Below are 23,319 nucleotides of genomic sequence, written 5' to 3' on the forward strand. Positions count from 1 at the left end.
GTTCACTCCGGGGCATGGCAGACGGCTTCGACATTGTTGCCGTCGGGATCGAAGACGAAGGCGCCGTAATAATTCGGGTGATAGTGCGGACGCAGGCCCGGCCCGCCATTGTCCTTGCCGCCGGCGGCAAGTGCCGCGGCATGGAAGGCATCGACCTCGGCGCGGCTGCGCGCGGTGAAGGCGACGTGCTGGTGGTCTTTCGGCCTGTCCTTGCCGGAACTCAGCCAGAACACCGGCCGGTCGCGGCCATAGCCGCCGACCTTGGCGCCGCCGGTGTATTCCGGCGGCACCATATACAGCAGCGCAGCGCCCAACGGCGCCATCGCCTTGTCGTAGAAAGCCTTCGAAGCATCGAAATCGGCAACGGTGATACCGAGATGGTCGATCATCTTTTTACCTCCCACGTTGTCACGCGCTCTCCGGTGACGGGATCCTTGCCGTCCTTCAATTGTACGCCTTGTGCCAGCAATTCGTCGCGGATGCGGTCGGCGTCGGCCCAGTTCTTCGCCGCGATAAGCGCGAGGCGATTGGCGATCGCCTCGGCAACACCACCTTCATCAATGTCGGCCGAGGCGACATCGAAGCCGAGGAACAGCAGCGACGCCTTCAGCGAAGCCGCCGCTTCGTTGCCGTCCACGGCCTCGCCGGCCAACTGCGTCAAGACCTGGAAGGCGGCGTAGGTGGCGAGATCGTCCGACAACGCTTCGATGACCTCCACCGGCAACTGCCCAGCGGCCGGCGCCAGGTCCGCCGCCCGCTTCCATTTGCGCAGCATGTTCTCTGCCTCCTCCAGCTTGCGCACGGAAAAGTCGATCGGTTCGCGATAATGCGTCATCAGCATTGCCAGCCGCAGCACCTCGCCCGGCCATTTGCGGCCGCCAAAAGTCTCCGTCTCCAGCAACTCGTTGATCGAATAGAAATTGCCGAGGCTCTTCGACATCTTCTGGCCTTCGACCTGCAGGAAGCCGTTGTGCATCCAGATATTGGCCATGACGTCGGTGCCATGGGCGCAACGCGACTGGGCGATCTCGTTCTCATGATGCGGGAAGATCAGGTCGAGGCCGCCGCCGTGGATGTCGAAGACCTCGCCGAGATAGGCGGCCGACATCGCCGAGCATTCGATGTGCCAGCCCGGCCGTCCCCTGCCCCATGGGCTGTTCCAGCCCGGCTCCTCCGGTGACGACAGCTTCCACAGCACGAAATCTTGCGGGCTTTTCTTGTGCGCGTCGACGGCGATCCGAGCGCCGGCCTGCTGCTCGTCGAGATTGCGCTTCGACAATTGTCCGTAGTCCGGCATCGAGGCCGTGTCGAACAGCACTTCACCCGCCGCGACATAGGCATGGCCGCGTCCGATCAGGCTTTGAATCAAGGTGATCATGTCGGCCTTGCCGTCAGCGCGGGGCTCGACGAATTCGGTGGCGCGCGGCTCGACCGTCGGCTCCAGGCAGCCGAGAACGGCCACATCCCTGTGGAACTGGTCGGCGGTCTTTTCGGTGACCCGCCGGATTGCCTCGTTGAGCGAGAGCGCGCCGGAAGCGATCTCGCCGCCGAAGTCCCGCAAGGCGCGCGCGTTGATCTTGTCGTCGACGTCGGTGATGTTGCGCACATAGGTGACGTGCGCCTCGCCATAGAGATGGCGCAGCAAGCGGAACAGCACGTCGAAGACGATCACCGGCCTGGCGTTGCCGATGTGGGCAAAGTCGTAGACCGTCGGGCCGCAGACATACATGCGCACATTGCGCGGATCGATCGGGACGAAATCCTCTTTCGTTCGCGTCAGCGTGTTGTAGAGGCGCAGGCCATGCGATGCGTCAGACATTCGTGCCTTCCCGGTTCGTTATGTTTTGACTGAAGCCGGGCGCCCGCCGAGGCGCAAAACAGACTCCAGCCTGCTGGCCGGGGCGTTTGTCCAATCTGGGGAAGATGAGGCGAAAACGTCCGGACCAGCGCGAGGCTAGCCAATAATGCAAATGCCACAAATGGCGAAAGACGTTTTCATGGGCGGCTTTATCGCCTTGGCAGGTGTTGCCGTCAAGTCGCTACTTTCGGCAAAAACGTCGTTGGATCACAGGTAAAAGCGCACTGAAACATTTTATTAAACATGTCGGCACAGTGATGAAACATTCGTCGACTAGTTCAGCACGCGTCACGATTTGGTCAGAATCGGCCATCAAACGGCAGACACGAAAATGTTACCTGGGAAGAGAGACATGCCCCGAACCAAGCAGGAATCCAACCGAGCCAAGCAACCGGCGCTGGCCAACCACTATCGCGCCATCGGCCCGGCAGCGATCGTCGCCGCCCTTCTCCATACCGCGAAGAAGAAAAAGCCGGCGCAGAAGATCGTATCGCCTCGCGCTGCCTGAACTGGTGCGCGACCGGCCCCGGAGGGGCCGGCGACATAGCGCTGACATGTGCCTCCAAAGCCGACTTGCGCCTCTAAAACAGTGTCATCTGACTATCGTCCGCGCCGGGCTTCTGGCGCCTGACCTTCTCGGGCTCCGGCCCGATCTCGCCCCTCTCCTGAATCTCCGGTCCGGTGTTGACGACCTTGTTGACGAGGTCGGACACGGGAATTGCTTCGAAAAAATCAGGCTGCGCCGGCCGCAACAGGTCGGCGACATCGCGCGGCTCGAGCGTGCGGCAATCCAGCCAACGGGCAAAGTCGCTGGGATCGATCACCACCGGCATACGGTCGTGGATGTGGGCGATGTCGGCATTGGCATTGACGGTCAGGATGGCGCCGGTGTCCATTTCCGAACCGCCCGGCTCGGCATAGGTCTCGATCAGTCCGGCAAAGGCGATCACTCCGCCATGCCGGGGCCGTATCCAATAAGGTTGCCCCTTCTTGCCCCTGGTTTGCCGCCACTCGTAAAAGCCGGATGCCGGCACCAGCGCACGACGATGGCGCATGGCGGCCTTAAACGAGGCCTTTTCGGCGGCCCCTTCCGAGCGTGCGTTGAACAACAGCGGAAACTCCCTGGTGTCCTTCACCCAGGTCGGGATCAGCCCCCAGCGCACCAGCATCGGCTGGCGGTCCGGCAGATTGGAGCCCGGCGCCCGCGGAGCACCGGCGATCGCCACCAGGATCGGCTGCGTCGGCGCGATGTTGTAGCGCGCCGGGAAATCCTCAAGCCCCGCCACGCCCAGAAAGGCGGCGGTCCGATCCGGTGTCGCGGTCAAGGCAAAACGTCCGCACATGGTCGACTGGTACCCTTCGGCTGGTTCAGCTTGAAAGTGGCGATGGAACCGGCGTTGCGCAATCGCCAAAGCTTCCCCATGCTGGGCGGTCCACAACAGACCTGCCTTCAGATGAGCCTGATCGGGAATCCATGAACGAAGCGCGCAAGACACTTCCGGCCGTCTCGGTGGCCGTCGTGCGCGGCGACACCGTGCTCCTGGTCAAGCGCGCGCGGCAGCCATCGCAAGGGCTCTATGCCTTTCCGGGCGGCAAGGTCGAGGCCGGCGAGACGCTGGAGGCCGCGGCAAAGCGCGAACTGCTGGAAGAAACCGGCTTGCACGCCATCGAATACCGGCCGCTTCGGGAAATCCACATCGACGAAAGGGATGACGCCCACCCGGTCGATTACCTTCTGACAGTGTTCGGAGCCGCCTATGCCGGCGGCGAGGCCGTGGCCAGCGACGACGCCGAGACAGCGGCCTTCTATACGCTCAGCGAGATGGCAAGGCTGCCACTTGCCGGCTCGGTGTTCGCGGTAGCCGAAGACTTGCTGGGCCTTGGCGCAAACGCCGGGCTGCCCTGAAAATCGCCTTGCGGGCGACAAATTGTTTCGCCACAAAGACTTAATGCTGTTTGGCCAAGAGGGCTTATGAACCGTCCATCCCTGCTCCTCGCCATATGTCTGGCCGTTAGCTCGGTCGTCTCGACGCGGCCGGCGCTCGGTGCCGAATCGCCGTTCGAACCCGGGCTGATGCGGCTGGCGGAAGTTCTGGGATCGCTGCATTTCCTGCGCAATTTGTGCGGTGAGAAAGGCGACCAGTGGCGTGTCGAGATGCAGAAGCTGCTCGATTCGGAAAATCCGGACGCCGAGCGGCGCGCCCGCTTCATCGCCAGCTTCAATCGCGGCTACCGCTCCTTCGGCGGCACCTACACGCAGTGCACCCCCTCGGCCACCGAAGCCATCAGCCGCTATATGAAGGAAGGCGAGACGCTGTCGCGCGACATCGCCTCGCGTTATGGCAACTAGGCATTCCGAACTGCCCATCCACAGATATTGGGACCTCCGACTTGTGTCAGGTGACATCTTGGTGCAATCCTCGTGTGGCACTTCTGCAACAGTCTTAATGAAACCTTACCGCGCGAATGCGGAATTAACTCAAACTGAAGGTTTTCGCCCCGCAGGCCGCCCTAATCGGCTAAGTTTGGCCTGAGTTGAACGCAGCTTCGCGCAAGGCAATCGGGTTCTGTAAAAAACGATCAAAAAAATGTCGTATTTACAAATACTTAATTGACCCTGCGTGTGAAATGAACAGATCAAGCCTGATCCGCATCGACGGATCGCCGCTTGAAAGGGTGGACATCGCATATGGAACATGGTGTCAACGACATCGACGCGCTGGTCAGGGAAGAGAAGCGCCTGACCGCCGTGGAAAGCCACAGCGAAGCCTGGGCGGAAGGTCTCTCCGCCGGTATAGAGCCCGAGATCATTGCCGAGGCAGCGCTTGAGACGGCCTTCGGCGAGATGTTGCGTGCCAATGGTGAGACCTCGGCCCTTGCCCTGCTCGACCGTATGCGTGAAAAGGTGATTGCTGGCGCCTTCGAACCTGAACGGCTGCGGCACTGAACCGACATCCGGTTCTTTGACGGCAGAATGCCGCTCGGGCGTCATGCCCGGAAGCAGGGAGAAACGGGCAGTGAGTTTTTCGATGTCAGGCAAGCCGGTTGGCTTGGTCCTCTACATCTGCTTCGCCGCTGGCTGTGCCGCGATTCCCTTGGTTCTCGTCAGCAGCCCCGCTTATGCGCTGAGCGAGATCAAGCGCGAAGAGCTCCCCGCACCCGTCACGCCGCCGGCGGACGACGACATGTCGCCGCCGGGAAGCACTGTGCCAATGCCCGACCCGGTCGGAACGCCGCCTCCAACCAGCAAGCCGGCCGGCCCCGACGAAGCCGAGCCGGACAGCCCGCCGAGCGGCGGCGGCGTAACCAGGCCGCGCGTCGATCCGGAAACCCCAGTGCCCGAGGTCGTCTACGATCTCGGCAAGCTGCCGGAACCGGTACGGCGCATGCACGACCTGATCGTCGAAGCCTGCAAAAGCGGCGACATCGAAAAGCTGCGGCCTTTGATCGGCACGGGCGACAGCACGACACAATTGTCGCTGACCGATATAGACGGCGACGCCATCGCCTTCCTCAAGGGTCTCTCCGGCGACCCGGACGGCCAGGAGATCCTGGCCATCCTGGAAGAGGTGCTCAATGCCGGCTACGTCCACCTCGACGCCGGCAAACCGGAAGAACTCTATGTGTGGCCGTATTTCTTCGCGCTGCCACTGGACAAGCTCGACGCCAAGCAACGGGTCGAACTGTTCAAGATCGTCACCGCCGGCGATTTCGACGACATGAAGCAGTTCGGCGCCTACATCTTCTACCGCGTCGGCATCACGCCCACCGGACAGTGGACATTCTTCGTCGCCGGCGATTGAGCCTTTTTGGCCCGCCTTGCGAGAGGTTGGGGCCTAGCGAGGCAATGCCTCGGAAAACTCCACCGTCTTGCCCTGGCCCGGCGCCACGATCTCGCCATCCCACATGACGCGGCGGCCGCGAATGACGGTGCCGACCGGCCAGCCGGTGACTTGCTTGCCATCATAAGGCGTCCAGCCGGCTTTCGAGCCGGCCTGCACGTTGGTTATAGTCTCACGCCGCTTCATGTCGACGATGGTGAAATCGGCGTCGTAGCCGGCGGCGATGCGACCTTTTCTCGCCATGCCGAAGATGCGCTGCGGACCGTGGCTGGACAGGTCGACAAAGCGCTGCAGCGTCAGCCGGCCGGCGTTGACATGGTCGAGCATGATCGGCACCAGCGTCTGCACACCGGTCATCCCCGACGGCGAGGCCGGATAGGGTTTGGCTTTCTCGGTCAGCGTGTGCGGTGCGTGGTCGGAGCCGAGCACGTCGACGATGCCTTGCGCAATGCCATGCCAGACGCCGTCGCGGTGTCTGATGTCGCGCACCGGCGGATTCATCTGGATCAGCGTGCCGAGCCGCGCGTAATCGTCAGCCGACAGGGTCAGGTGGTGCGGCGTCGCCTCGCAGGTTGCGACATCCTTGTGCTGCTGGAGGAACAGGATCTCCTCGGCCGTCGAGATGTGCAGGACATGGATGCGGGCGCGAACAGTGCGCGCGATGCGCACCAGCCGCTCGGTGCAGCGCAAGGCGGCGATCTCATCGCGCCAGATCGGGTGCGATGACGGGTCGCCGTCGATGCGTTGGCCCTGACGCTCGCGCAGCCGGAATTCGTCCTCGGAGTGAAAGGCGGCGCGGCGGCGGGTATTCCTCAGGATCGAAGCGACGCCTTCATCGTCCTCGACCAGGAGGTCGCCGGTGGAGGAGCCCATGAAAACCTTGATCCCGGCCGCACCCGGCAGCCGCTCGAGTTCGCCGACGTCTTTCGCATTCTCGCGGGTGCCGCCAACCCAGAAGGCAAAATCGCAGTGCATGCGACCGCTGCCGCGGCGGACCTTGTCGGCAAGCGCTGCCTCGCTGGTGGTCAGCGGATTGGTGTTGGGCATCTCGAACACGGCGGTGACGCCGCCCAGCACCGCCGCCCGCGACCCCGTCTCAAGGTCTTCCTTGTGCTCCAGTCCCGGCTCGCGGAAGTGGACCTGGCTGTCGACGACACCCGGCAGGATATGCAGGCCGCGGCAGTCGATCGTCTCGCCGGCCGAGGCCTGGCCGAGATCGCCGATGGCAGCGATGCGGCCGTCCTTCACACCGACATCGCGAGCCCCTTCGCCGTCATGGTTGACCACAGTGCCGCCTGTCAGGATGAGGTCGTAGGTCATGGCCATGCTCTCTTGCGGGGGGAGTGCCAGCGGCTTACGTAAAGGCCGACCGTTTTGCAAGATCAGGCTGCTTTCGCCAATGCCCTTTGCCCAGCTCAAAGACCGCGCGCTCATCTCCGTCTCGGGGCCTGATGCCGAGCATTTCTTGCAGAACATCCTGACCACCGATCTCGACGTCTTGACACCCGGCCAAGCAAAACCGGGCGCGCTGCTTTCGCCGCAAGGCAAGATCCTGTTCGATTTCCTGATCTCGCGTGCCGGCGACAATGCATTCAGGCTCGAATGCCGGGCCGACATTTCAGATGATTTCGTACGCCGGCTGACGCTCTACAAGCTGCGCGCCAAGGTCGAGATTGCCAAAGCCGATCAGGCGCTTGTCACCGTCGCATGGGGAGTTGAGTCAACCACCTCACAATCTGATTCAACGGCGGCCGACACGCGCTTTGCGAACGGCACCGTCACGCGTTGCTATGGCCAAGCGGATGAGCGCAGCGACCTTGCCGCATGGCAGGCCTCCCGCATCGCCAGCGGCATTGCCGAAAGCGGCAGCGACTACCAACTAGGAGACGCCTTCCCGCACGACGTGCTGCTGGACGAAACCGGCGGCGTCGGTTTCAAGAAGGGCTGCTATGTCGGCCAGGAGGTTGTCTCGCGGATGCAGCATCGCGGCACGGCCAGGCGGCGCGTGCTGATCGTCCAGGCCGGACTTCCCCTGCCCGCCGCGGGCACCGAACTGACCGTCGAGGGACGGCCGGTCGGCACGCTTGGCTCGAACGCCGGCACGATCGGGCTCGCCATTGCCCGCATCGACAGGGTCAAGGCGGCGCTCGACGCCGGCCAGCCGATCATGGCGGGCGACGTGCCGGTTGCCGTGACCATCCCCGCCTGGGCGAAGTTCAGCTTTCCGCAGGAAGCCGTCAGCGCGGAGGAGGCCTGATGGCGGCCGATCGCGTCGGCGCGCCGCCACGCGCCTGGCAGCGCATGCTGTCCGGCCGCCGGCTCGACCTGCTCGACCCCTCACCACTCGACATCGAGATTTCGGACATCGCGCATGGGCTCGCCCGCGTTGCCCGCTGGAACGGCCAGACCAGAGGCGAGCATGCGTTCTCGGTCGCCCAGCACTCGCTGCTGGTCGAGGCGCTGTTTTGCGACCTGGTGCCTGCGGCTTCGGCCGACGCCCGGCTGGCGGCGCTGCTGCACGACGCCCCCGAATATGTCATCGGCGACATGATCTCGCCGTTCAAATCGGTGATGGGCGGCAGCTACAAGGACTGTGAATTGAGACTGCAGCGCGCCATCCATCTGCGCTTCTCGCTGCCGCCGGAACCAGCTGCTGCGCTGCGCAAGGAGATCAAGCGCGCCGACCAGATCGCCGCCTATTTCGAAGCAACGCTGCTTGCCGGTTTTTCGACTGCCGAGGCGACCGAATTCTTCGGCCGTCCGCGCGGTTTCAATGCCGATCGCTTCGATTTCACGCCACGCTCGGTGACCTCAGCGCAAAATGCGTTCCTGAAGCGCTTTTCGGCGATCGAGAAGTCGCGCCACCAGGTTCCAGCACCCGTGATCGGCTGAAAAACGCTAAATTAACCGGCGGCGACCACACTAGCCCGTTCGATCACGATCCGCAGGCGCCTTATGCCCGTCGCTGATGCCAAGGATGGTTCGACCGTCCCGGAACCGGGGGCCGAAGGCATGGATCGGCCGCGCTCCATTGAGGACGAACTGCGCGAACAGAACGAACGCTTTTCGGCTGCGGTCGAGAACATGTCGCATGGGCTGTGCATGTTCGACGCCGACGAGCGCATGATTATTTGCAACGTCAACTACATCAACATCTTCTGCCTCGACCCCAAGGTGATGCGGCCCGGCATCCGGTTCCTCGACATCCTGCGCCACAGCGTCGACATCGGCATCGCCTCGCAAAGCGCCGAAGAACTCTACGCCATCCGCAAACCCTATATCGACCGGGCGAAAGCCTCGACCTACGAGGAGACGCTGTCGGACGGTCGTATCATCAACATCTCGCATCGCCCGCTGGCTTCGGGCGGTTGGGTCTCCATCTACGAGGACATCACCGAACAGCGACGCGCAGAGCGGGATCTCAAGGAGCAGCACCGCCGCTTCGACGCAGCACTTGCCAACATGTCGCAAGGCCTGCTGATGTATGACGCCGACGGCAGGCTGATCGTGCGCAACCAACGCATTCTGGAGCTCTATGGTGTCAGCGAGGCAGACCTTCCGCTGGGCATGGGTCTGCGCGAACTCCTTGAGCGGCTTGTACGCCTGGGTGTCTATCCGCCCATCGATATCGATGGYGAGGTCCTCAAAACTGAAGCCCGCCTGCAGATCGGCCAGACGCGATCGACCCCTCGTCAGCTTGCCGACGGACGAACGCTGATGATCGCGCGTCGGCCGATGAGTGGTGGCGGCTGGGTCGCCACGTTCGACGACGTCACCGAAAGCAGGCTGGTCGAGGAGCGCATGACCCATCTTGCGCATCACGACACGCTGACCGGACTGCCCAACCGTTCGATGCTTCGCGAACGGCTCGACCAGGCGCTGGAGGATGCGACTTCACCGCTGGCGATCTTCTCTCTCGATCTCGACCGCTTCAAGGCGATCAACGACACCTTGGGGCATCCGGCCGGCGACTGGCTGCTGAAAAGCGTGGCCGAGAGGCTGCGGCGTTGCCTGCGCGATGAAACAGACATCGTCGCCCGTTTCGGCGGTGACGAGTTCGTCATCATCCAGTCCAACTTCAAAGATCTTGCCGACGCGGAAAAACTGGCGAAACGCATCGTCGAGGCGATCGCACAACCGTTTCGCGACAAGAGCCGGGAGATGCATGTCGGCATCAGCCTTGGCATCGCCGTTTACCCCAACGACGGCAGGGATGCCGATACGCTGCTGAAGAACGCCGACACGGCGCTGTACCGGGCGAAGAGCGAAGGACGCAACCTGTACCGATTCTTCGAGCCAGCAATGGACGCCACGGTGCAGGCGCGCCGGGCGCTTGAGGTCGACCTTGAGTCCGCGTCGCCGCGCCACGAATTCGATCTCGATTTCCAGCCCATCATGAACATAAAATCCGGCGGGATCGTCGGCGCGGAAGCCTTGATGCGCTGGCATTCGCCGACACGCGGCACGGTGGCGCCGGACAATTTCATTCCCGTCGCCGAAGAAACCGGGCTGATCGTGCCGCTTGGCGAGTGGGCATTGAGGAAAGCCTGCGTGGCGGCGGCAAGTTGGCCTTCCCTGCGCATTGCGGTCAATGTCTCGGCCGTGCAGCTCAAAAGTGGCGGCTTTGCCCGCAGCGTCATCTCGGCGCTGGCCTTCTCCGGCGTCCCGGCCAGCCGGCTGGAACTGGAAATCACCGAAACCGTGCTGATGGACGAAAGCGAGACCGTGCTGAAGACGTTGCGTCAATTGCGAGGGCTGGGCATCCGCATTGCGCTCGACGATTTCGGCACCGGCTATTCCTCGCTCGGCTATCTCCGGCGTTTTCCCGTCGACAAGATCAAGATCGACCGTTCGTTCATTCGCGACATCGGCAATCGCGACACAGCGGCGATCGTTCGAACCATCATCGGGCTGGGCGCCGAGCTCGGCATCACGGTCACCGCCGAGGGTGTCGAGACCGAGATGCAGTTCGACTTTCTGCGCGCCAATGGCTGTGTCGAAGCGCAGGGCTATCTGATCGGGTTGCCATCAAGGGCGGCGGATATTCAGCGCCTACTGAGACCGACCGCGGCCTTCGGGCAATCCGGTTAAACCGGCGCTGCCCGCTATTTCGGCACTGGCCAACTTGGCTGCGACAGATGCGCGGCCATGAAACCGGCGACGGCTTCGACCTTGGCGGGGCGCGAGCGTGCTGAGGGCGTGACGAAATACAGCGCCCCCCTCGGCAAAGTCCAGTCGGTCAGGATCGCTTCCAGGCGCCCATCGGCAAGGTATTCGCCGGCAATGAATTCCGGCAGCTCGGCAATCGCCGTTCCGGCCAGCACTGTTGGAACCAGCGCGTCAGAATTGGTCACCCGCAATGGCCCGGAGGGCGTGACGGCCTCGCTGTCACCCGCGGCATTGCTGAAATGCCAGACGTCCTGCCGAGGACGATAGGCATAGCCAAGGCAATGATGCGCGTCGAGGTCGCGTGGCCTGCCTGGACGGCCATACCGGGCGAGATAGGTCGGTGCCGCGACGATGAACGGAGCAATGCTGCACAGGCGCCGCGCAACCAGCGAGGAATCCGGCAGGACGGCAATCCGGAGTGCTGCATCGAACCCATCACCGACCAGGTCGACGACCGCATCGCTCAGATGCATATCGATCGACACGTCGGGGTAGAGTTTGAAGAAATCAGGAAGCAACGGCGCAACGCACCGCAGCCCAAACGACATCGGCACGGCCAGACGTACAAGGCCGCGCGGACTGGCCGACAGCTCGCGTGCCGCATTCTCGGCATCCTCCGCGTCACGGTAGAGGCGCGACGCCCGCTCGGCGAGACGATGACCGAAATCCGTGAGGGCGAGACGCCGCGATGTGCGGTTGAAAAGCCGCGCGCCAAGCCGCTCCTCCAGTCGGCTGACGCCACGCGATACTGTCGCCACCGACAGGCCGAGCACGCGCGCGGCGGCAGCAAAGGACCGCTCCTCCGCGACTTTGGCGAAAATGGCCAATCCTTCGAAGTCCGGAACTTTCGACATCACCATTCCTGCAACGATTGTTTGCAAACATTGCTATTTCGAAAACAACTACCTGTCCATATCTCTCTGTCACCCACAACAGGAGTGACGAAAATGACGCGGAAACTCGAAGGAAAGATCGCCGTGGTTACCGGCGGCAGCAGCGGCATCGGCCTTGGCATCGCCAAGCGCTTCGCCTCTGAAGGCGCCCATGTCTACATCACCGGACGGCGCCAGGCCGAGATCGACAAGGCCGTCACGGCAATCGGGAAGAACGCCACCGGCATCCAGGCCGACTCGACCAGTTTCGCCGATCTCGACCGACTCTATTCCAAAGTGAAAGCGCAAAGCGGGCGGATCGACGTGCTCTCGGTCAATGCTGGCGGCGGTTCCATGCTGCCGCTCGGGCAGATCAGCGAACAGCACTATGATGAAACATTCGACCGCAACGTCAAAGCCGTGCTGTTCACCGTGCAGAAGGCGCTTGGATTGCTGGTGGACGGTGCATCGGTGATCCTGACTGGTTCGACCGCCGGCTCAACCGGCGCGGCGGCGTTCAGCGTCTATGGCGCGTCGAAGGCGGCCCTGCGCAATTTTGCCCGCAGCTGGATTCTCGACCTGAAGGAGCGGCAAATCCGCGTCAACATCCTCAGTCCCGGTCCGACCCGTACAACGGGTCTCGCCGAGCTTGCCGGACCTGAGGCCGAACACCAGAAGGGTTTGCTCGATTTCCTTGCCAACCAGGTGCCAATGGGCCGGCTCGGCGATCCCGATGAGATCGGCAAGGCGGCCGTGTTCCTGGCCTCGGACGATTCCAGCTTTGTCACCGGCGCCGAGCTCTTCGTCGACGGCGGTATTGCACAAATCTAGCCGTCGTACCGGTCGCGTCCTCAAGCAGGGCGCGACCGGTATGCAACCGCGCAGCATCAGCGCAATGTCTCGATGTATTTTTCGTGGAAGCTGACATAGCCCGGTTCGACAATCTTCAGATGCCGCTCGATCAGCGCATGAAACTTCGGCAGTTGATGAAACGGCACGCCGGGATAGGCATGATGCTCGGCATGGAACGGCATATTCCACGCCAGCTTGCGCACCAGCCAATTGGTCAGCGTGGTCCTGGTGTTCTCCAGCATGTTGGCGACGAATGGACAACGGCCATGCTCGGCCAAGAGATAGAGGCGCAGAAACGGCTGCCCGAGCAAGGCCGGCACGATCCAGACATAGAGAAGCACCGTAAGCCGGAAATAGACGGCCAGTAGAATGACCACGCCATAGAAGGCAAGCATGGCCCGCGCCTCGACGCGCACCTTGGCGTAGCCTTTTGGCGGCACATAGCCTTCCCGGCCGCGGCCCATCGCATTGCCACAAAGCGTCTTGAGGTGCCCCCACCACACCGGGATGCCGGAGACATGGACGAGGTATTGCCTCCATGTCTCCGGTTTGGGGAAAGCCAGTTCCGGATCATTGTCCGGATCCTGGGTGTATCGATGGTGGGCGAAATGGAAATAGCGGAACCAGTCCGCCGGCAGCCCGATCGCCAGGCTGCACACCCGCGCCACGGCATCGTTCAGCCACTGCGTTTCGAAGGCCGTGCGATGCACCGTCTCGTGCAGCAGCGTGAACAGGAAGACGATCAGGATGCCTTGCGGCAGCATCAGCAGCGGCCAGAACGGAACCCTGGCGGCGATCAGCGATCCGATGATGATGATCGCACCCCAATGAGCACCAAGCTGGACAAGACCCGCGACGTCGGATTTGGCGGTCAGGCGATTGCGCTCTTGCTGCGTCAACGATGCAATTACGTCGCGATGGTCCACTGGCGTCATCCGGAGTTCGAAAAATGTCGACGCCCATCGTATTCAACAAGAAAGCTTTCTGAAAACGAGGAATTATGCGATTTAGATAAGGTCATCTTATCTATCGGGCAGCATGATCGCTTTTCCATCCTTGCGCGGACTCCAGGCTTTCGAAGCGGCGGCGCGTTCCGGCAGCTTTGCCGCGGCAGCCCAGGAGCTGTCCATCTCGGCTGCCGCGGTCAGCCAGCTGATCCGGACCATCGAAGACCAGATGGGCCGCAAGCTGTTCAACCGGGTCAACCGCCGCGTCGTCCTCACCGACGCCGGCAGGGAAATACTGCCTCGGCTGACAACGGCATTCGGTGAGATCGGCAGCGTGTCACGCGAACTGGGCGGCGCCGAGTTCCGCTCCCGGCTCGTCGTGTCGGTCCCGCCATCCATGGCCATGGGCTGGTTGTCGTCGCGCCTGGCGGGCTTTGTCGCGGCCCACGGCGCTGTCGACATATCGCTCAGAGGCGAAGACGACCCGGTGTCGTTCGACCGCGACCTGATCGACACCCGCCTTTCCTATGGCCGTTCGCACTATCGAGACCAGGCAACGGAAGACATCGCCAGGGATGCCGTCTACCCCGTTTGCGCCCCTGATCTCGTCGCGTCGAACAGATCTCTGGACGCCACCGCCCTCGCCGGCCTGCCGCTGATCCACACCGACTGGGGACCGACGGGCGCGTCGTTCCCGTCCTGGCGCAACTGGTTCGAAGCGATGGGCATAGAGCCTGGCCGGGCAGCGCAACGCGGCCTTTCGCCGAATTCGTCACGGGCCGCCCTTGATCTTGCCATTTCCGGCCTTGGCGTGGCGCTGGCGCAAGGGGTCTACTGTGCCGAAGCGCTGGAAGACGGTCGGCTGGTCCGGCCGCTGGCCCAGGCGCTGGAGCTGCGCCAGCCTTATTGCCTGACAATCCAGGAACGCAGCGCAAAACGCGATGTGGTGGCGGCGTTTCGCCAATGGCTGATCGAGGAATGCGTGCGCACGGTCAATTCGCCGGCGCTGACCGAGGGCCGTTGACGGCCGCCGCTCAGAGGTGCCCGCTCAATGCCTCCACCATGTCCTTGTTCGTCGCCACGGGAACGATCTCGAACTCCACCAGATCGGCCCATTCGATGACCCAGCGCTGCAGCAGCGTGACATCATCGGCCTCCACCAGCAGGAAGCAGCGGCTCATATCCGCCGCGATCCAGCTATGGTGCACGAGCAACTCGTCCGGCTTCAGGCGGCCGCGATCGCTGAAGCGACGGTAGATATCCTTTCGATCGCAACCGCGAAAGTCCTCGATCACGACGAACAGCATATCCACCCCCGATCAAATTAGCGCCCCGGCCGGTCCAGCCGCTCCAGGAACCACTGCGTCAGCCGCACCCAGACCTCGTCCTTTTCGCCGGAATCCTCCCAGCCATGGTCGAGGTTCGGATTGTCGTTGACCTCGATGACGAAGACGCCATCCTTGGTTTCCTTGAGGTCGACGCCATAGAGCCCGTCACCGATGCAGCGCGCCGCCTTCACCGCCGTCTCGACGACATGCGCCGGGGTTTCCTTCAGCGTGAAGGTCTTGATGCCGCCCTGGTCGGGTTTGCCGTTGGCCTTGTGGTTGACGATCTGCCAGTGCTTCTTGGCCATCAGATAGTGGACGGCAAACAGGGGCTGGCCGCCGAGCACGCCGACACGCCAGTCATATTCGGTCGGAATGAATTTCTGCGCGATCAGAAGATCGGAATCCTCCAGCCATTCCGTGGCGAGCGTCTTCAACTCCTCGAAGTCAGCGCATTTCTTGACGCCGCGCGAGAACGACGAATCGGGGATCTTCAACACCAGCGGAAAGCCGAGCGTCTGCGCCGCCAGTTCGAGATCCGAGCTGCCGGCGATCATCACCGTCGGCGGCACTGGCACCTTGTTGTAGGCCATCAGCTCGTTGAGATAGACCTTGTTGGTGCAGCGGATCATCGACAGTGGATCGTCGATCACCGGCATGCCTTCCTGCTGGGCACGGCGGGCGAAACGATAGGTGTGGTTGGAGATCGAGGTGGTCTCGCGGATGAACAGCGCGTCGTAGTTGGCGAGCTTGGCGAGGTCCCGCTTGGTGATCGGCTCGATTTCGACGCCCATCTTTTCGGCGATCTTGGCCCAGTAGCGCAGCGACGAGATCTCCGACGGCGGCAATTCCTCATGCGGATCGACCAGCGTGGCGAAGGTGTAGCGCGCCGGCGTCCGGCCCTTGGTGTCGCGCCACTCGCGGTTGGTGTAGGTCTCCAGGCACTGGATGAAGCTTTTTTCTTCGTCCTCGGTCATCCGCGCCAGCGGATGGAAGCCGATCTTGCGGATCGAAGCCCATTCAGCGCTGTCCTTGATGTGGACTTCGAGTGCCGGTGCGCGGAACCAGTCGAACAACAGCTTAGCGAACCGGTCCCAGATCTTCGACGGGCCGATGCCGAAGAAGATGCAGACCTTGGTTGGAAAGGCGCCGCCGAGATCCTTGCGACATTTGTTGAGTGCCAGTTCCAGTTCCGGCAACGCATGTTCGTAGAGCTTGCGCTCCGACAGGTCGATCATCGTCTCGACGGTCGGAATGACCTTGTGGCCGCGTGAGCCCGCCAGTAGCGAGGCGTAGTAGCCGCGGCTCTGGTAGCCGTAATTGTTCGACAGGTTGATGACCTTCGGCCGCTGGCCGCGAAACAGCGACGGATGCGCAAGATAGTCACGGTTGGTGATGATCTTGTGCGGTGTCGCCACCTGGTCGAGATCGCTCTGCCGGCCGGTAAGGATGACCCAGGTCATTGTCTGTCGCGCTTTCCCAGAGTGATGGCGGCTCGCAGTCCGTCGCGGCCGAACTGCGCCATGTTCATGAAGATGCCGTAGGGCACGGGAATGTTGGCGGCATCAAGGATGGTCTCCTGTCTTTCGTCCTCGACCCATGGATCGTGGATCAGGATATGGTCGCCGTCATCGCCGATCGCCAGCACCCAGTGCGGCACCTTCTTGCCGAACATAAGGAAACCGCTGATCAGCACCAGCACCAGTTTACCCTCCGCGATCGCGGCGCGAATGTCGTCGATGGTGAATGGACGGTAATTCACCGGGATACCGTAAAGTTCCGCGCGGCGGCGAAAGTCGACCTGGGCCAGTTCCATCACCCGGCGCTTGTCCTCGCTGCGCACCGACTGCAGGAACAGCGCGCCGTAGAACGAAACATAGATCTCCGCCGCGAGCCCGCTTTCGTAGCCCGAGACAGCGAGGCCGAACGGTTCGCAGCCACCGGGTCCCGACATCATGAAGACAGTCGTCGCCTCGCGCCAAAGTCGGATTTCCATGACCGGATCCGGCACGAAGCCGCGATCGAAATTGGCCATCGCCATCATCAGGCAGCATGGGCCGCAGGTGAATTCGCAGGTCTGCTGGTAGAACGGCACCTTGGTGGCGATCGGAATGTCACCACGCAAGGTCTTTTCATAGCGAAGCGCTGTCTCGCCGTCCTCGTAGTAGCCGGATTCGCGGCCGATCTTGCGATAGCCGGCCTGCTCATAGATGCGGATGGCCCGGCTGTTGTCTTCGCGCACCTCGAGACGCAGCATCATGCGGCCGTGCTCGAAGGCGGCGTCTTCCGCTGATCCGAGCAGCATGCGGCCAACACCCAGTCCCCCGAAGAAGGGACCGGTGGCGATCGAGTAGAGACGTGCCACCCCGCTACCCTTGCGAAACAGCACGATGGCATAGCCGGCCACGCGGCCATCGATTTCAGCGACCAGCGTCTCGGCGGTTTCGCGCTCGATGAACAGGCGGAAGGAGCGGCGGGAAATACGGTCGCTTTGGAAAACAGCTTTCTCGATGGCGGCGAGATCATCGACGTCAGACGCGCGGGCCGTGCGGATCTCGGCAGGCATGCGGGTTGAGAAAACCTCGATTGGTGGTGGGAAATGCCCTACTGGAAAACGTTCAAGACATCAGTCGAAATACTGATGACCACAAAGCGCTATCGCACCTCGAATAGGGCCGAATTGTGACAGATTCGGCAGCAACCTGGCGATGCAAAACGCTTTGAACAGGATCACTATTTATGGACTGGCGTCGCCATCAAGGCGGCGCCTTTTCAACTGGCGAGGCCAGCCAGAAGCTGACCATAGGCGCTCTTTGCCACGACGGCCAATTGCTCGCTTGGCAACGAACCGACGACGGCGCAGCCATAGCCCTTGTCCAGCCAGTAGACGGCCTGGGGACCGTCTTGCGCCGATGCATAGGTGCCCTTGGCATTCTGCGCCGATTGCGCCGTGACGAAGAGAGATATGCGCTCGCCCTTGTCGTCCTCGTAGAGCAGCATCGCGGCCTTGCTTTCTCCGGCCGGCAACAACCGGCCGCCGACCAGCTGGAAACCGTTCGCGGTCAGGTCCGGCGCCACCAGCTTCAACCCGACACGGTTGGACAGCCAGGTCTGGAGATGATCCTTGTCGCTGGCCGGCACCTCGACCGCATGCCGCTTTTCGGCGGCGAAGACGACGTGGGCCGCGATTGCCTGTTCGGCCAGTTGATCTTCGGCAGGATTTTCCTGTCCGATGCGGTCGATGCCGGCAAGGTAGCCGCCAAGCCCGCCGGCGACCACAAGCACGGCCGCCGCGGCGGCAAGCCACCAGCGTGAGCGTGAGGCCGCAGCCTTGACCGGCGTGTCGCCGAACACGACCTTGCGCAACCGCACTGGGACGGGTTCGTCCAGCACGCCGGCAAAGGCGGCGCGCAATGCCGTCCGATCGGCGGTGAAACGGGCGCTCCTGGCCTTCATCTCGGGATTGGCGTCGAGCCAGGCATCATAGGCGGCGCGCTCGTCAGCCGGCAGCTCGCCATCGATCGCCATGTGGATGTCACGTTCGGAGAAGTCGCGGCGGATCATTTCTCGACGATCCTTATTGCGCGACGGCGCGCCGTGTCGTCCAGCAGCCCGCGCAATTCCTCACGCCCGCGCGCAATGCGCGACATCAGCGTGCCTGCGGGGACGCCCAGAATGTTGGCGGCTTCGGCATAGGAAAACCCTTCGATGGCGACCATGACAAGAGCCGCACGGCGGTCGGGGCTGATTGCCTGCAATGCGTCGATGATCTCGCGCGAAGCGATGCTCTCCACCTGCTCGGCCGGCTGGGCCACCGCCTCGCCTGCTTCCAGCGGAAGCATCGTCGCCTCGCCGCGTCGGTTCACCTTGCGCATCTGGTCGATGAACAAATGATGCATGATCGTAAACAGCCACCTCCTGGGGCTTTCTCCCGTCTGCCAGTTGTCGAGCCGGACAAGCGCCCGCTCGAGACAATCCTGAACGAGATCGTCGGCAGCATCGCGGTCGCGCAAAAGCGAGCGTGCGTAGCGGCGCAGTCGCGGTATTTCGCCAAGGATTGCTGCCTTCTTTTCGTGCATGACCGCTGGTTCTGGTCGCCCTTGTTGATCCGATATTGAACGCGCCTTCTCGGCGCGGCGCAAGCGGCCAGCGCGAAGCGGTCCGCCGCCCCGGTCACCCAAGCAATGAGATAACGAGATGGCGGGCCGTTTTATTCCCGGCTAAATTGAGTTCCTGTCATCACTGCTCGCCGACCGGCATTTTCTCTCTCGCCGCCCGCGTCAAAAGCCGCTGGTAGAACAGGCCGATGCCGATCAGCACGGCGCCAAGGCCGATGAAGGACAACGCCCGCAACACGCCTTCCAGCTCCGACATGTCGAAGACAAAGACCTTCAGCACTGCGACCGAGATCAGCACGGCCGAGGCAATGCGCAGCACCTGCGATTTCAGCCAGACGCCGGCGGTGAGCAACGCCACGCCGATCACCAGCCACAGCGCCGAATAGGTGTAGGTTTCCAGCTGGCCGAGGCCGCTCCACAGGCCAATGAACTCGCCCTTGAACAGACGCCTCACCGACAGGGTGGCGTAGGCGAAGGCAAGCACGGCCGCCACCAGCGCCAGCATCTGCGCATACCATTTCGGTCGCTTGTCCCTGGCATAGAGCGCCAGTCCGCCGGCAGCGATGGCCGGCAGGAGATAGGCGAGGAACAACAGGTTGAAGACCGGGATCTGGCCTGTCGATTCGTCGGTGAACAACGGGTTCAGCACCACGAAATGCCGGATGACGATGAAGGCCACCGAAACAACGCCCGCCGCCATCGAGCCATAGCGCAGCACAGAGCTTGGCGAGCGCATGTCGATGGCGACAAGGATGGCGCCGGCGCCAATGGCGATCAGCGTGTAGATCGCCTGCTCGGCGAGCGTCATCGCACCCGTGTCGATGACGCCGCCATGCATGGCGTGGCGCACCAGCATGGCGAGCGTGAGCAGCGCAAACAGCGCCGCCGCCGCTTCCATGGCGAGGCGTGGGCGGCCGTTGGTGGTGCGGGCAAGCTGCCAGGCGGCGAAACCGAAGGCGAGCGCCGGCACGCCGTAGCCCGGCAGCAGCCAGTTGAAGACCGGCGTCGTCGACAGGAACTCTGCGCCGACAATGGTCGGGTCAAAGGAGACGCGGCCAAGCACGGCAATCACCGCGCCAACCGAAATCCAGCCGAGCACCGGATAGGAACGCCAGCGCGTCGCCAGCGCCGGCACGATCGCCGCCGCGCCGAGCAGGATGGTGGTCCAGCCGGAATTGAACGCCATATGCAGCATCAGGAGGCCGGCGACGGCCGCACCGCCCAGGGCAAACGACACCGCCACGCCGCCGGTGAGAGGCAGCTCTTCGCTGCGTGCGATCCATTCGCTGCCGGCCGCGAAAACCACGACCAGCAGTGCTGCTGCGGCGGCGTAGACAAAGTCGCGGTCGAGATTGCCGAAGGTGAACCAGAGCGCCAGCAGGACGACCAGCGGCACGATGACGCCCCACGCCGCCCATGAGGCCGCGCGGATCTGTGTCGCGGCGGCGAACCTGCGGGCGGCCCAGAAGCCGGCGCCTATGAAGACCAGGCCAAGCGCGATGCCGATACGCAATGTCAGCGCGTTGGACGTGGCCACCGGCAAGCCATCGACGCCCAGAGCGCCGGCCGAAAAGTCGGAGGCGATCGAAGTCGGCGGGATGATGCCGAGATAGATCATCACCGTCACCAGTCCTGCGGCATAGAGGAGCGGCAGCGCCGGTGGGCGATAAAGCGCGACGGCCACCATTGCGGCGATCAGCACGGCGCCCGGCAAGGCATCGCCGGCTGCGGCGAAGACCGGGTCGACCGACAGGCCGAGCGCCGAGAATGCAATGAACAGGCCAGGGATGATAGACGGCCAGTCGAAAGCCCTGGCTGGTCCGGCCTCGCCGCCACGACGGCCGAGCCAGACAAACGCAAGCACGGCCAGCGTGACGGCGTCGATGAACAGGATGGTGGAGAGGTTCGCGCCCGGCGCATCGGTCATATAGAGGATGGTCCAGACACCGGTGCCGAAAAAGGCGGCCGCCATCAGCAACGTCCAGTCGCGCATGCGGGCGATGACGCCGGTGGCGACAAGCACGATCGCGAGATAGCCGAACAGCGCCCAGGGATTGGGCGCCTGCGAGGCAACCAGCATCGGCGTCACCATGGCGCCGACGAGGCCAATGCCGGCCAGCGCCTGGCCATGGACCAGGGCTGCCGCAATGGTCGCCACGCCGATGGCGCCGAGCAGCGTGAAGGCGAGCGCCGGGCCGATGAAGCCGTAAATGCCATGGGCGGCATAGACGGTGCCGAACAGGATGAAGGCACCGGCCGCTGTCAGGATCGCTGGAATATAGGCGCCGGCAACGCCTTGCACCGGCACCTTGAAGCCGGTGCGGCGGATGAACTCGCCTCCTGCGACCAGCACCAGGCCGAGAACAGCGGCCATGGTCAGCCGCACGCCGGGGCCGAAAATGCCGGCCTCGATGGTGTAGCGGATCAGGAACAGGCCACCCAGCGCCAGCGCGATGCCGCCGACCCAGACCGCCCAGCGGGTGCCGAGTGCCGTTTCGACATCCGACTGGCGGGCGGCTTTCGCTGCCGCGGCCGGCTCGGCAGGTTCTGCTGCCTTCGGCGCCGCATCACTTGGCGCCCATGGCCCGGACACGGCCTCGCCGGTTGGAACTTCCGCCTCGGCAACCGGTGCCTGCGCAGCGACCGCCTCGCTCACCGCCGGCAGGACGATATCGGCCGCGGCCGCAACGGCCGGAGCCACATCGGCGGGCGGCGCGCTGTCGGCGGTTGCCTGTTCGGACGGCTTGGCCGCCGGCGGCACGGCGCCCGAAAGGACAAAGCTGCGCAGCGCGCCAAGCTCGCGCTCGATCAGGCCAATGCGGCTCTGCTGGCGCGAAATGATGACGAACAAGGCGATGATGGCGACAAGGCCGATCAGGCTTTCAAACATGGCGGTTCCCCCAAACCAGGCCAGTTTTCACTGACGTTCAGTCTCACTGACATTCAAATGCGGCGGCCAAACGGCCTGAAAGTCAACGCGCCGCCAGATTGGCCGCGGGAAAGATCGAGCATGTTTCGGTGCCGAACGCCAGCAGCTTGCCGCCGGCATCCTTCAGCGTCGCTTCCGACACCGCCAGAGTACGCCCCTTGTGGACGACCTTGCCCTCGCAGATCACCTCGCCGGTCTTCGGCGTGATGGGCCGCGTCAAATTCACCTTGAACTCCGCGGTCGTATAGGCCTCACCCTTTTCGAGCAGCGTCTGCACGGCGCAACCCAATGCCGAATCGAGCAGCGTCGCCGCCCAGCCGCCATGCACGCTGCCCAGCGGGTTGAGGTGGCGCTCGTTGGGCACGCCACGGAACACCGCACGTCCTTCCGACACTTCGGTCAGCGCGAAGTTGAGCTGGAAGGAGATCGGCGGCGCCGGATACTTGCCGTCGATGATACGCTGCAGCAGGTCCAGGCCGGTGTATTCCGGGATGTCGGCATGCGGAATCGTGCCGAGGCCGAGCGGCGAGACCCAGCCCGGATACAATTCGACCTCGCTCATGCTGCGTTCTCTCCGGCTATGGTCTTGCTGCGCGCGTGGTGTTTGCGCAGTGCGGCAAGGAAGCCGGCGCGGGCGTCGGGCGGTTCGATGCCGCGCGGCTCATAGACGTGGCGGGTGAAGAAGAAGCCGGTCAGCCGGAAGGCGTCGTCGACCGCCGCTGGATCGCCGCGCTGGCCTGAGCCGCGCTGCAGGAAGGCCGGCAGCGCCAGCATCTTGTCGCGCCAGGGTGCACCGGCCTCACGAGACACGGCGCGTCCGGATTTGGGTGAGACATAGGCCAGGTCCTGCCGCGTGCCGGTGGCGGCGCATTGACTGAGATCGAGGCCAAAGCCGAGTTCGTCCAGCACCAGAAGCTCGAAGCGCGCCACCAGTTCGCCGGCAGCGTCGGCATCGTCGAGATGGACGATCATCACGGCAAGCGTTTCGTAGAGACCTTCATGAGCGTCGCGCTCGGGCAACAGGCGCAGATGCGCGGCCATGGTCTGCAGCCCGTAGACGGCCACCGCGCTGTCCATCAGCCGGGCGGCGTTCATCTCGATCGCCTCGGCCTGGAACGTGCCGAGATGCTCGTCAAGCCGCGCCCGCCACAACAGGTCGACGCGATTGCCGGGTTGGAGGACGGGCTGCTGCTTGCGCGAACGGCCGCCACGCACCAAGCCGAGGTGACGGCCATGCGCGCGTGTCATCACCTCGAGAATGGCGCTGGTTTCGCCATGCTTGCGGGTGCCGAGAATGATTCCCTCGTCGCGCCATTCCATTTCCAGAGCTTTTCACCGGTTGGATGGCGAAATCAAGGTATGGAGTTTGGCTCAACTGACAGATCGGTACAGCACAGTGCACAAAAA

Annotated in this window: 24 protein-coding genes; 10 read left to right on the forward strand and 14 right to left on the reverse strand. The window is 63.3% G+C overall.

The features are described 5' to 3' along the window. Positions 1-2: 2 nt before the first annotated feature. Together AC1D2G_RS29095 and cysS are read right to left on the reverse strand one after the other, a co-directional pair. Positions 3-389, reverse strand: a complete 387-nt coding sequence (locus AC1D2G_RS29095) for a VOC family protein (RefSeq protein ID WP_477418385.1) — start codon at positions 387-389, stop codon at positions 3-5. Beyond that, positions 386-1,819, reverse strand: coding sequence for a cysteine--tRNA ligase (gene cysS, locus AC1D2G_RS29100; protein ID WP_477418387.1), 1,434 nt, complete (start codon positions 1,817-1,819; stop codon positions 386-388). Before cysS ends, AC1D2G_RS29095 begins: the two co-directional genes overlap by 4 nt. A gap of 391 nt (positions 1,820-2,210) precedes the next feature. Between cysS and AC1D2G_RS29105 the strand changes: the two genes are divergently transcribed. After that, positions 2,211-2,366 (forward strand): hypothetical protein, encoded by a 156-nt coding sequence (locus AC1D2G_RS29105; RefSeq protein WP_111549195.1) that lies wholly within the window; start codon positions 2,211-2,213, stop codon positions 2,364-2,366. A 73-nt stretch (positions 2,367-2,439) separates the two neighbouring features. On the opposite strand, the gene AC1D2G_RS29110 is transcribed toward AC1D2G_RS29105, so the two are convergent. After that, positions 2,440-3,201 (reverse strand): SOS response-associated peptidase, encoded by a 762-nt coding sequence (locus AC1D2G_RS29110; RefSeq protein WP_477418389.1) that lies wholly within the window; start codon positions 3,199-3,201, stop codon positions 2,440-2,442. Positions 3,202-3,332: 131 nt separating this feature from the next. On the opposite strand from AC1D2G_RS29110, the gene AC1D2G_RS29115 reads away from it, so the two are divergent. The 4 genes from AC1D2G_RS29115 to AC1D2G_RS29130 all read left to right on the forward strand — a co-directional run bounded on the left by AC1D2G_RS29115 (position 3,333) and on the right by AC1D2G_RS29130 (position 5,661). Next, positions 3,333-3,764 carry an NUDIX hydrolase gene (locus AC1D2G_RS29115; RefSeq protein ID WP_477418391.1) on the forward strand — a complete coding sequence of 144 codons (432 nt, stop codon included), beginning with the start codon at positions 3,333-3,335 and terminating at the stop codon, positions 3,762-3,764. Between the two features lie 66 nt (positions 3,765-3,830). Then, positions 3,831-4,208: a TIGR02301 family protein gene (locus AC1D2G_RS29120; protein WP_477418393.1), complete on the forward strand. Its 378-nt coding sequence runs from the start codon at positions 3,831-3,833 to the stop codon at positions 4,206-4,208. 339 nt (positions 4,209-4,547) lie between these two features. Continuing rightward, positions 4,548-4,805: a hypothetical protein gene (locus AC1D2G_RS29125; protein WP_008874920.1), complete on the forward strand. Its 258-nt coding sequence runs from the start codon at positions 4,548-4,550 to the stop codon at positions 4,803-4,805. Between the two features lie 70 nt (positions 4,806-4,875). Beyond that, a complete protein-coding gene (locus AC1D2G_RS29130) occupies positions 4,876-5,661 on the forward strand; it encodes a hypothetical protein (RefSeq protein WP_167392167.1) in 786 nt (261 codons plus the stop codon). Positions 5,662-5,694: 33 nt separating this feature from the next. On the opposite strand, the gene AC1D2G_RS29135 is transcribed toward AC1D2G_RS29130, so the two are convergent. Beyond that, positions 5,695-7,026, reverse strand: a complete 1,332-nt coding sequence (locus AC1D2G_RS29135) for a dihydroorotase (protein ID WP_477418395.1) — start codon at positions 7,024-7,026, stop codon at positions 5,695-5,697. Positions 7,027-7,099: 73 nt separating this feature from the next. Here AC1D2G_RS29135 and ygfZ point away from each other — a divergent pair, with 73 nt between their 5' ends. The 3 genes from ygfZ to AC1D2G_RS29150 all read left to right on the forward strand — a co-directional run bounded on the left by ygfZ (position 7,100) and on the right by AC1D2G_RS29150 (position 10,791). Then, positions 7,100-7,957, forward strand: a complete 858-nt coding sequence (ygfZ, locus tag AC1D2G_RS29140) for a CAF17-like 4Fe-4S cluster assembly/insertion protein YgfZ (RefSeq protein ID WP_477418398.1) — start codon at positions 7,100-7,102, stop codon at positions 7,955-7,957. After that, positions 7,957-8,592 (forward strand): HD domain-containing protein, encoded by a 636-nt coding sequence (locus tag AC1D2G_RS29145; RefSeq protein ID WP_095086537.1) that lies wholly within the window; start codon positions 7,957-7,959, stop codon positions 8,590-8,592. Before ygfZ ends, AC1D2G_RS29145 begins: the two co-directional genes overlap by 1 nt. 63 nt (positions 8,593-8,655) lie before the next feature. After that, positions 8,656-10,791: a putative bifunctional diguanylate cyclase/phosphodiesterase gene (locus AC1D2G_RS29150; RefSeq protein WP_477418400.1), complete on the forward strand. Its 2,136-nt coding sequence runs from the start codon at positions 8,656-8,658 to the stop codon at positions 10,789-10,791. Positions 10,792-10,805: 14 nt separating this feature from the next. Here the strand turns inward: AC1D2G_RS29150 and AC1D2G_RS29155 are convergent, their stop codons facing one another. Next, complete coding sequence (locus AC1D2G_RS29155; RefSeq protein WP_477418402.1) at positions 10,806-11,723, reverse strand: LysR family transcriptional regulator; 918 nt, start codon at positions 11,721-11,723, stop codon at positions 10,806-10,808. A gap of 93 nt (positions 11,724-11,816) precedes the next feature. Between AC1D2G_RS29155 and AC1D2G_RS29160 the strand changes: the two genes are divergently transcribed. Further along, complete coding sequence (locus AC1D2G_RS29160) at positions 11,817-12,572, forward strand: SDR family NAD(P)-dependent oxidoreductase (protein WP_477418404.1); 756 nt, start codon at positions 11,817-11,819, stop codon at positions 12,570-12,572. Positions 12,573-12,628: 56 nt separating this feature from the next. Here the strand turns inward: AC1D2G_RS29160 and AC1D2G_RS29165 are convergent, their stop codons facing one another. Further along, the gene (locus tag AC1D2G_RS29165; RefSeq protein ID WP_477418448.1) at positions 12,629-13,519 is read right to left on the reverse strand and encodes a fatty acid desaturase family protein; all 891 of its coding nucleotides are present in this window, start codon (positions 13,517-13,519) and stop codon (positions 12,629-12,631) included. A 112-nt stretch (positions 13,520-13,631) separates the two neighbouring features. On the opposite strand from AC1D2G_RS29165, the gene AC1D2G_RS29170 reads away from it, so the two are divergent. Further along, positions 13,632-14,564 (forward strand): LysR substrate-binding domain-containing protein, encoded by a 933-nt coding sequence (locus tag AC1D2G_RS29170; protein WP_477418406.1) that lies wholly within the window; start codon positions 13,632-13,634, stop codon positions 14,562-14,564. Positions 14,565-14,574: 10 nt separating this feature from the next. On the opposite strand, the gene AC1D2G_RS29175 is transcribed toward AC1D2G_RS29170, so the two are convergent. The 8 genes from AC1D2G_RS29175 to recO all read right to left on the reverse strand — a co-directional run bounded on the left by AC1D2G_RS29175 (position 14,575) and on the right by recO (position 23,232). After that, on the reverse strand, positions 14,575-14,847 hold the full coding sequence (locus AC1D2G_RS29175; protein WP_457153773.1) for a DUF3303 domain-containing protein: 273 nt from the start codon (positions 14,845-14,847) through the stop codon (positions 14,575-14,577). A gap of 17 nt (positions 14,848-14,864) precedes the next feature. Then, the gene (locus tag AC1D2G_RS29180) at positions 14,865-16,328 is read right to left on the reverse strand and encodes a RimK family protein (protein ID WP_477226250.1); all 1,464 of its coding nucleotides are present in this window, start codon (positions 16,326-16,328) and stop codon (positions 14,865-14,867) included. Beyond that, positions 16,325-17,431, reverse strand: coding sequence for a peptidase C39 family protein (locus AC1D2G_RS29185; protein WP_477418408.1), 1,107 nt, complete (start codon positions 17,429-17,431; stop codon positions 16,325-16,327). Before AC1D2G_RS29185 ends, AC1D2G_RS29180 begins: the two co-directional genes overlap by 4 nt. A gap of 206 nt (positions 17,432-17,637) precedes the next feature. Further along, entirely contained in the window at positions 17,638-18,429 is a 792-nt protein-coding gene (locus AC1D2G_RS29190; protein WP_477418410.1) for an anti-sigma factor family protein, read from the reverse strand. Beyond that, a complete protein-coding gene (locus AC1D2G_RS29195) occupies positions 18,426-18,944 on the reverse strand; it encodes a sigma-70 family RNA polymerase sigma factor (protein ID WP_477399491.1) in 519 nt (172 codons plus the stop codon). Before AC1D2G_RS29195 ends, AC1D2G_RS29190 begins: the two co-directional genes overlap by 4 nt. A gap of 160 nt (positions 18,945-19,104) precedes the next feature. After that, the gene (locus tag AC1D2G_RS29200; RefSeq protein WP_477418412.1) at positions 19,105-21,873 is read right to left on the reverse strand and encodes a DUF2339 domain-containing protein; all 2,769 of its coding nucleotides are present in this window, start codon (positions 21,871-21,873) and stop codon (positions 19,105-19,107) included. A gap of 82 nt (positions 21,874-21,955) precedes the next feature. Further along, positions 21,956-22,474: a PaaI family thioesterase gene (locus tag AC1D2G_RS29205; RefSeq protein WP_477418414.1), complete on the reverse strand. Its 519-nt coding sequence runs from the start codon at positions 22,472-22,474 to the stop codon at positions 21,956-21,958. After that, positions 22,471-23,232 (reverse strand): DNA repair protein RecO, encoded by a 762-nt coding sequence (gene recO / locus AC1D2G_RS29210; RefSeq protein ID WP_477226246.1) that lies wholly within the window; start codon positions 23,230-23,232, stop codon positions 22,471-22,473. Before recO ends, AC1D2G_RS29205 begins: the two co-directional genes overlap by 4 nt. Positions 23,233-23,319: the final 87 nt, after the last annotated feature.

This window comes from Mesorhizobium sp. P2_C7, assembly GCF_056404515.1.

Bases quoted from the DNA above. Each gene is read 5' to 3' on its own strand.
- AC1D2G_RS29095 (WP_477418385.1), bottom strand. From the start codon at position 389: ATGATCGACCATCTCGGTATCACCGTTGCCGATTTCGATGCTTCGAAG.
- cysS (WP_477418387.1), bottom strand. From the start codon at position 1,819: ATGTCTGACGCATCGCATGGCCTGCGCCTCTACAACACGCTGACGCGA.
- AC1D2G_RS29105 (WP_111549195.1), top strand. From the start codon at position 2,211: ATGCCCCGAACCAAGCAGGAATCCAACCGAGCCAAGCAACCGGCGCTG.
- AC1D2G_RS29110 (WP_477418389.1), bottom strand. From the start codon at position 3,201: ATGTGCGGACGTTTTGCCTTGACCGCGACACCGGATCGGACCGCCGCC.
- AC1D2G_RS29115 (WP_477418391.1), top strand. From the start codon at position 3,333: ATGAACGAAGCGCGCAAGACACTTCCGGCCGTCTCGGTGGCCGTCGTG.
- AC1D2G_RS29120 (WP_477418393.1), top strand. From the start codon at position 3,831: ATGAACCGTCCATCCCTGCTCCTCGCCATATGTCTGGCCGTTAGCTCG.
- AC1D2G_RS29125 (WP_008874920.1), top strand. From the start codon at position 4,548: ATGGAACATGGTGTCAACGACATCGACGCGCTGGTCAGGGAAGAGAAG.
- AC1D2G_RS29135 (WP_477418395.1), bottom strand. From the start codon at position 7,026: ATGGCCATGACCTACGACCTCATCCTGACAGGCGGCACTGTGGTCAAC.
- ygfZ (WP_477418398.1), top strand. From the start codon at position 7,100: ATGCCCTTTGCCCAGCTCAAAGACCGCGCGCTCATCTCCGTCTCGGGG.
- AC1D2G_RS29145 (WP_095086537.1), top strand. From the start codon at position 7,957: ATGGCGGCCGATCGCGTCGGCGCGCCGCCACGCGCCTGGCAGCGCATG.
- AC1D2G_RS29155 (WP_477418402.1), bottom strand. From the start codon at position 11,723: ATGTCGAAAGTTCCGGACTTCGAAGGATTGGCCATTTTCGCCAAAGTC.
- AC1D2G_RS29160 (WP_477418404.1), top strand. From the start codon at position 11,817: ATGACGCGGAAACTCGAAGGAAAGATCGCCGTGGTTACCGGCGGCAGC.
- AC1D2G_RS29170 (WP_477418406.1), top strand. From the start codon at position 13,632: ATGATCGCTTTTCCATCCTTGCGCGGACTCCAGGCTTTCGAAGCGGCG.
- AC1D2G_RS29175 (WP_457153773.1), bottom strand. From the start codon at position 14,847: ATGCTGTTCGTCGTGATCGAGGACTTTCGCGGTTGCGATCGAAAGGAT.
- AC1D2G_RS29180 (WP_477226250.1), bottom strand. From the start codon at position 16,328: ATGACCTGGGTCATCCTTACCGGCCGGCAGAGCGATCTCGACCAGGTG.
- AC1D2G_RS29185 (WP_477418408.1), bottom strand. From the start codon at position 17,431: ATGCCTGCCGAGATCCGCACGGCCCGCGCGTCTGACGTCGATGATCTC.
- AC1D2G_RS29190 (WP_477418410.1), bottom strand. From the start codon at position 18,429: ATGATCCGCCGCGACTTCTCCGAACGTGACATCCACATGGCGATCGAT.
- AC1D2G_RS29195 (WP_477399491.1), bottom strand. From the start codon at position 18,944: ATGCACGAAAAGAAGGCAGCAATCCTTGGCGAAATACCGCGACTGCGC.
- AC1D2G_RS29200 (WP_477418412.1), bottom strand. From the start codon at position 21,873: ATGTTTGAAAGCCTGATCGGCCTTGTCGCCATCATCGCCTTGTTCGTC.
- AC1D2G_RS29205 (WP_477418414.1), bottom strand. From the start codon at position 22,474: ATGAGCGAGGTCGAATTGTATCCGGGCTGGGTCTCGCCGCTCGGCCTC.
- recO (WP_477226246.1), bottom strand. From the start codon at position 23,232: ATGGAATGGCGCGACGAGGGAATCATTCTCGGCACCCGCAAGCATGGC.